Source organism: Vibrio sp. 10N.261.52.A1 (genome assembly GCF_002876325.1).
In the GTDB taxonomy this organism is placed as follows: domain Bacteria; phylum Pseudomonadota; class Gammaproteobacteria; order Enterobacterales; family Vibrionaceae; genus Vibrio; species Vibrio chagasii.
The window spans coordinates 1-7,096 of record NZ_MCYD01000639.1 but is presented as its reverse complement, the minus strand read 5'-3'; the positions used below and the strand labels follow the sequence as shown (position 1 = coordinate 7,096).

General features: G+C 45.9%; 6 protein-coding genes. 1 reads left to right on the top strand and 5 read right to left on the bottom strand.

The genetic code is table 11. The annotated features are described in order from the left end of the window. Positions 1-130: 130 nt before the first annotated feature. Complete coding sequence (locus tag BCT81_RS11860) at positions 131-925, top strand: hypothetical protein (protein ID WP_102424482.1); 795 nt, start codon at positions 131-133, stop codon at positions 923-925. 9 nt (positions 926-934) lie between these two features. Here BCT81_RS11860 and BCT81_RS11855 read toward each other — a convergent pair whose 3' ends face one another. From BCT81_RS11855 to BCT81_RS11835, 5 genes are all read right to left on the bottom strand, one after another. Continuing rightward, the gene (locus BCT81_RS11855; RefSeq protein ID WP_102424480.1) at positions 935-1,840 is read right to left on the bottom strand and encodes a bifunctional helix-turn-helix transcriptional regulator/GNAT family N-acetyltransferase; all 906 of its coding nucleotides are present in this window, start codon (positions 1,838-1,840) and stop codon (positions 935-937) included. 88 nt (positions 1,841-1,928) lie between these two features. After that, positions 1,929-2,327 carry a DUF2061 domain-containing protein gene (locus tag BCT81_RS11850; protein ID WP_004738671.1) on the bottom strand — a complete coding sequence of 133 codons (399 nt, stop codon included), beginning with the start codon at positions 2,325-2,327 and terminating at the stop codon, positions 1,929-1,931. A gap of 232 nt (positions 2,328-2,559) precedes the next feature. Continuing rightward, positions 2,560-5,433, bottom strand: coding sequence for a valine--tRNA ligase (locus BCT81_RS11845; RefSeq protein WP_102424478.1), 2,874 nt, complete (start codon positions 5,431-5,433; stop codon positions 2,560-2,562). Between the two features lie 102 nt (positions 5,434-5,535). Continuing rightward, positions 5,536-5,985 carry a DNA polymerase III subunit chi gene (locus tag BCT81_RS11840; RefSeq protein ID WP_102424476.1) on the bottom strand — a complete coding sequence of 150 codons (450 nt, stop codon included), beginning with the start codon at positions 5,983-5,985 and terminating at the stop codon, positions 5,536-5,538. A gap of 99 nt (positions 5,986-6,084) precedes the next feature. Then, on the bottom strand, positions 6,085-7,096 hold a 1,012-nt coding region (locus BCT81_RS11835), incomplete at its 5' end, for a leucyl aminopeptidase (protein ID WP_102424474.1).

Here is a 7,096-nt window from a genome sequence, read left to right as displayed (position 1 = left end):
GAGTAATTTCTTCCCAGTTTGAAAAGTGCCAGCCTTGAGCTGGCATTTTTTTATCCTCAGAAAAATAAATGTCTTTAAATGCATTCATTCATTATAATGCGGTCAAAATTGATCTGGCTCAAGGAATGATATGCGGTTACTTCTCGATGGTCTTTGGCAAATTTCGCCATTGACGGATCTTTCTATTCCACAAGATGACATTACCTTTCCGGCTCCGTTGAGTTCAAAGCTCCCTGATAGCTTGAGTGAAGAGCAAATCGCAGAGCAAGAGTGGCATTTAATGCACGACATTGAAGTCGATGATGCGATGCTGGCTTGCCCCTTTGTTGAGCTAGTCGTTGCGGGTGTTGATTACTTTGCTGAAGTGCGACTCAATGGTGTGGCAGTCTTTGATTGTGATGGCAGCCAAGAAGAGTACCGCAAAGATATCCGCCCATATATGCAAGCTGGCCGTAATCGCTTTGAGATCTTATTCCTTGAGGAAGAAGAAGGGTTATTGTTGGAAGAGGATATGGAAGAAGTCTCTCCAACAACGCCTGTTGCTAAATCTGATTCACGTATTGGGATTTGGCAGGCTCCTTACTTGCAGTTTGTTCGCCATATCAAACTAGAACAGGTGGTTACAGAGCAGATCTGGCACCACGGTGGTGGTTGTGAGTTCAAGGTCGATGTGATTTACCAGACTCTCAAATCTGGGTTAGTGTCTGCATCGATCAAATTCAATGGGATGACATTAGTGATGCCTATTGATGTGCGGGCTGAACATACTGGCGTTGTATTCCAAGTTGAAGCACCGATTGTCTTTAATGTTGATAAGCCCAACCCTAAGCATTTATATCAATTAGAAGTTGAGCTCGATGGGCAAAAAGAGAGCTCTTTTGTTGCCCTCAATCCTGCGTCTTGTGTGAGTAATTTTTTACGCTAGAAGCCGCACTCATAACGTTTTGGCCATGACCACTTCACAAGCGTCGTGGCCTGTTTCTCCCCAAGCACTCTCTAGATGCTCAAAGCCCAATGCTTCATAAAGTTTAATCGCAGCTCCCAAACACTCTGTTGTTTCTAAGTACATCTGTTGGTAACCCAGTTGCTTGGCGAGTTTCAAGCTTAAGGCGACGATACGTTTAGCCAACCCTTGGCCACGAGTTTGTTCTAAGAAGTACATCTTTTGTAGCTCACATACGTCTGGTCGGCCTGCTAGTGGGGCAAAACCGCCACCACCCACAACTTCACCTTGATACTCGATCACCCAGTACATCGCATTGTCTTGGCTATACACCGAGTACATATCATCAAGTGTTGGATCGGCGACGCCATAGCCTTTGTCTGCGGTTAAGCCATGTTCGGCAGAGACTTGTCGTATGACATTGGCAACTTGTTCGTTGTCGGCGTGAGTGAGTGGGCGTAGTACAAACTCGTCAGCTTGGCAGACTTTAGTTAGCCCTTTGAGGTAAACCTCCAACCCAAGCTTTAACTGTTGTTGCTCATCCTCGTTTAGGGCTTCTAGCATATTGTCGAAGAAAGCGTTCTGTTGTTGGTCGAGCTCAGACAGCACCTGCTGTCCTCGAGTGGTGAGTGTGACCTTTTGACTGCGTTTGTCATTTGGGTTCTCGATGCTGTCGGTTAACTCAAGCTTGTTTAACCCTGCGACGGTGCGACTGGCATTCGACTTATCGACATTTAATCGTTGTGCGAGCTGGTTGATCGTGGGCGGTTGGAGTTGGATTTCTCCTAGGGCATGGGCTTGGACTGGGGTTAGGGCTATTTCGCCACATTGCTTATCGAGCATACCCAGCAAGCGAACGGCTTGGCGGGAGTAGTGTCTTAGTTGTCGAGCATTCATAATTACTTACCTCAAAATAAAGTTGCGAACCGCAATTAATTTAATTGCGGTGCGCAACTTTGTCAATGGGTAAGATTCGATTCTCTGTTTAAGCGTGCTGGTGGACGCAAAATTGTGGTGCTTGAGCGTCTGATTTACGTAACCACACTTTCTCATGGAAGTAGTACGCGACTGTATTTAGAGCGGGCTCTAGCATCGCCATCACACCACCAACAAAGGCGTCACCAGTCAGCAAGTAGACCACGGTAAAAGCAACACTGAAGTGGATGGTCGCAAAGCTGGCGGTTTTTAATTTGGTCATCCACTGACGAGCTTTAAGCGCTGGAACTTGAGCCCACGCCTTTTCATGAAAATAGAAGGCGACCGTATTTACAGAGGGCTCAATCATGGCAATTAAGCTACCAATTAAGATGTCGCCTGTTAGTACGTAAGCGACACTAAATGCGATAGTAAAATGTAATGCAGCAAAGGTTAGTGTCTTTTTCATGATAATTACTCAATCGTTGTGTTGTTTCGATAGAGCTATTATTGAGAATTATTATCATTAAATGAAATGGGTATTAGAGATTAATTTGATAGGCAAAAGCTATCAAACTGCCGGCGAAGTTTGGAAAGTGCTGTTATTGGGTGATAAGTCCAATGGCATAAAAAAAGGCTGACCATAAGGCCAACCTTTTTATCTGTAACGAGAAGTTTAAAGGCTTCTCATTGAGCGAGGATTAAAGAGCTGCAATGGTCGCTTTTTGCTCTTCAAGCTTAGTTAGTGTCTCTTGGTAACCCACTAGCTTCTCACGCTCTTTCGCGATAACCGCTTCAGGTGCTTTAGCAACGAAACCTTCGTTACCTAGCTTGCCTTCGATACGCTTGATTTCGCCGTGAGTTTTCTGCACTTCTTTATCAAGGCGAGCAAGTTCTGCGTCCTTGTCGATCAGACCGGCCATTGGGATCATCAGCTCAGATTGACCCACTAGCTTAGTCGCACATGCTGGAGTCTCAGCATCTTGAGCAAGAACAGTTAGGTTATCTAGCTTAGCAAGAGAGTTCAGAACAACCTTGTTTGCTTCGATACGCGCAGCGTCTTTCTCACTAGCAACTTTGATCATTACTTCTAGGCCTTTGCTAGGTGCAATGTCGTATTCCGCACGTAAGTTACGGATAGCAGTGATGAAAGTCTTAACCCATTCGATATCTTCTACGATCTCAGCGTTGAAGTTCTCTTCGTTAAACTGAGGAAGCGCTTGAAGCATGATAGTTTCGCCCTCAACACCATCTACTAGTGGCTTAACGCTCTGCCAGATAGATTCAGTGATGTAAGGAAGCACTGGGTGAGCAAGACGTAGCGTCTTCTCTAGAACAGTGATCAGCATGTAGCGAGTTGCTTGCTGCTGAGCTTCTGTACCTTTCCAAAGAACAGGTTTCGTTAGCTCTAGGTACCAGTCACAGAATTGGTTCCAGATGAATTCGTAAAGCGTGTTTGCTGCCATGTCTAGACGGTAGTTGTCTAGGTGAGCATTAAACTCTTTCGCTGCTAGTTCAAACTGAGATTCAATCCACTTATCTGCTAGAGAGAATTCCATGTTTGCACGGTCTTCTGCAGATAGTGACATGCCACAATCGTGCTCTTCTGTGTTCATCAGTACGTAACGGCTTGCGTTCCATAGTTTGTTACAGAAGTTACGGTAACCTTCAAGACGTTTCATGTCCCAGTTGATGTCACGGCCAGTAGAAGCCATAGCAGCAAGAGTGAAACGCAGTGCGTCAGTACCGTATGGTTCGATACCGTTTTCGAAAGTCTTACGCGTGTTCTTCTCGATCTTCTTCGCTAGTTGAGGCTGCATCATGTTGCCACAACGCTTCTCTACTAGAGACTCAAGGTCGATACCATCGATCATGTCGATAGGGTCAAGAACGTTACCTTTAGACTTAGACATCTTGTCGCCGTTTTCGTCACGGATTAGGCCAGTAACGTAAACTGTCTTGAATGGTACTTGCGACTTACCGTTTTCATCCTTGTTGAAGTGCATGGTCATCATGATCATACGCGCAACCCAGAAGAAAATGATGTCGAAACCAGTTACTAGAACGTCTGAAGGGTGGAATGTCTTCAGGTCTTCAGTTTGCTCTGGCCAGCCTTGAGTACCGAAAGTCCACAGTGCAGAAGAGAACCATGTATCTAGTACGTCGTCGTCTTGGCGAAGTACTACTACAGGTGCAAGGTTGTTGTTTGCACGTACTTCTTCTTCAGTACGGCCTACGTATACGTTGCCATCGTTGTCGTACCATGCTGGGATGCGGTGACCCCACCAAAGTTGACGAGAGATACACCAGTCTTGAATGTCACGCATCCAAGAGAAGTACATGTTTTCGTACTGCTTAGGAACGAACTGGATATCACCGTCTTCAACCGCTTTAACAGCAGGCTCAGCAAGAGGTGCAGCACGTACGTACCATTGGTCAGTTAGCATTGGTTCGATAACCACGCCACCACGGTCGCCGTAAGGAACGGTTAGGTCGTGATCTTTGATTTCGTCAAGAAGACCAAGCTCTTCGAATTCAGCAACGATCGCTTTACGAGCAGCAAAACGCTCCATGCCGTGGTACTTAGCAGGTAGCTCAGTTGAGTAAACATCGCTAGCTTCACCGTTAGTAGTGAATACTTCAGCCGCATCACGGATGTCTGCGTTGAACGTTAGGATGTTGATCATTGGTAGGTTGTTGCGCTTACCAACTTCGTAATCGTTAAAGTCGTGAGCAGGAGTGATCTTCACACAACCTGTGCCTTTTTCCATATCCGCGTGCTCATCGCCTACGATAGGGATTAGACGGTTAACGATAGGAAGTAGGATCTCTTTACCGATAAGATCTTTGTAACGTGGATCTTCTGGGTTTACTGCAACACCAGTATCACCAAGCATGGTTTCTGGACGAGTTGTCGCAACAACAATGTAGTCTTTACCCTCAGCGGTTTTCACGCCGTTTGCTAGCGGGTAGCGGAAGTGCCACATGTGGCCTTTTTTGTCTTTGTTTTCAACTTCAAGATCAGAAATTGCTGTGTGCAGTTTAGGATCCCAGTTTACTAGACGCTTACCACGGTAGATTAGGTCATCTTCGTATAGGCGAACAAACACTTCTTGAACAGCGTTTGATAGGCCATCATCCATAGTGAAACGCTCACGGTCCCAGTCTACCGATGCGCCTAGACGACGAAGTTGCTTAGTGATTGTGCCACCAGATTCGTTTTTCCATTCCCAGATCTTGTCGATGAAAGCGTCACGACCGTAATCGTGCTTAGTTTTGCCTTCTTCTGCCGCGATCTTACGCTCAACAACCATTTGAGTTGCGATACCAGCGTGGTCAGTACCCACTTGCCAAAGCGTGTTCTTACCTTTCATACGCTCAGCACGGATTAGAGTATCCATGATAGTGTCTTGGAACGCGTGACCCATGTGTAGGCTACCAGTGACGTTCGGTGGCGGGATCATGATGCTGTAAGCTTCTTTTGATGTGTCACCGTGTGGCTTAAAGTAGCCTTTCTCTTCCCAAGTCTGATATAGAGCTTGTTCGATTGATGTTGGGTTGTATGTCTTTTCCATAGTGCTCTTAAACGGATACTGTGAATGGTTAATCGTGGTCAAACTTCATAAGTGAAGCTTCTTGAATCTAAATTCAAAGATAGCTTTATCTATGAGGTTTGACTATGGATGTTGAATCTCGATAGTCTGCAGCTGATATCCAGCCTGACGGTAAATTTTATACCTTTCTCGAGCGAGTTGCTTAGCTTTTTCTTCGCAAGGGACGAAGTCTATCACCTGAGCAAAGGCGTTCGCAAAGGTTGTATGATTATCGGCCAGATTAATTACTAGCTGACGATTCCAATTGTGCTTTACGCCTTGGTAGCCAATCTCAATGTTGGTTGAATACTTCGGGCCTTCGCCAACCAAGTTATGCGCAATAAATTCACTGGGATCGACTTGCCAGAAAACTTCTGCGATACGCTCGGCATGGGCTTTGTCATTACAGTTGAGATAAAGTTTAGCGCCTTGTTTTGCAAAGTGCTGAGCAAGAAACAGTACATAGTTAGCGAAACCTTCTTCACTCGCTTGTGGGCTGTCTGATGACACTATGTAAAACGTAGCTGTTTGCATACTTAATACTCGAACTAAAAATCGTGGCTATTTATCTTACTTGGTCAATAGACCCTAACAAATAGCGCTTATTAAAAAAGGGCCCGTAGGCCCTTTTTACTATTTTGAAGATTGCTCTTCAGTCTCTTGGCCGCTGCGGTTCAATAAGAATTGGACTAGCATTGAGACAGGACGACCTGTCGAGCCTTTTGCTGCGCCAGATTTCCAAGCTGTACCTGCGATATCTAGGTGAGCCCAGTGATATTTCTTAGTGAACTTAGACAGGAAGCAACCAGCAGTGATAGTACCGCCTGGGCGGCCGCCGATGTTCGCCATATCTGCGAATGGGCTGTTTAGCTGCTCATGGTACTCGTCTGCCATTGGTAGACGCCATGCACGGTCACTTGCTTGCTCAGAAGCATTCACAAGTTCGTGAGATAGCGGGTTGTGGTTTGATAGAACGCCACTGATGTGGTGGCCTAGAGCAATAACACACGCGCCTGTTAGTGTTGCAACGTCAACCACACAATCTGGTTCGAAACGCTCAACGTAAGTTAGCGCATCACAAAGAACCAAGCGACCTTCAGCATCAGTGTTTAACACTTCAACTGTTTGGCCTGACATCGTCGTTAGGATGTCACCTGGGCGGTAAGCATTGCTACCTGGCATGTTTTCACAACCAGCAAGAATACCAACAACGTTGATTGGTAGGTTCAGTTTAGCTAGCGCTTTCATCGTACCGAATACAGATGCAGCACCACACATGTCGTACTTCATCTCATCCATACCTTCGCCAGGCTTAAGTGAGATACCGCCTGAATCGAACGTTAGGCCTTTACCAACAAGTACAATCGGTTTTGCATCAGAATCTGGTGCGCCCTTGTACTCCATGATAGACATCATAGATTCGTTCTTTGAACCACGACCAACCGCTAGGTAAGAGGTCATGCCCAATTTTTCCATCTCTTCTTCACCGATGATCTTAGTCGTTACGGTATCGAAGTCGTCAGCTAGGCGACGAGCTTGAGATGCAAGGTAAGCTGGGTTAGCGATGTTTGGCGGCATGTTGCCAAGATCTTTAGATGCTTTCACACCTGAAGCAATAGCAAGACCGTGAGCAATCGCTTTTTCA

What these genes read in the sequence shown, in the direction of transcription:
- BCT81_RS11860 (WP_102424482.1), top strand. Translation starts at nt 131, where the DNA reads ATGCGGTTACTTCTCGATGGTCTTTGGCAAATTTCGCCATTGACGGAT.
- BCT81_RS11855 (WP_102424480.1), bottom strand. Translation starts at nt 1,840, where the DNA reads ATGAATGCTCGACAACTAAGACACTACTCCCGCCAAGCCGTTCGCTTG.
- BCT81_RS11850 (WP_004738671.1), bottom strand. Translation starts at nt 2,327, where the DNA reads ATGAAAAAGACACTAACCTTTGCTGCATTACATTTTACTATCGCATTT.
- BCT81_RS11845 (WP_102424478.1), bottom strand. Translation starts at nt 5,433, where the DNA reads ATGGAAAAGACATACAACCCAACATCAATCGAACAAGCTCTATATCAG.
- BCT81_RS11840 (WP_102424476.1), bottom strand. Translation starts at nt 5,985, where the DNA reads ATGCAAACAGCTACGTTTTACATAGTGTCATCAGACAGCCCACAAGCG.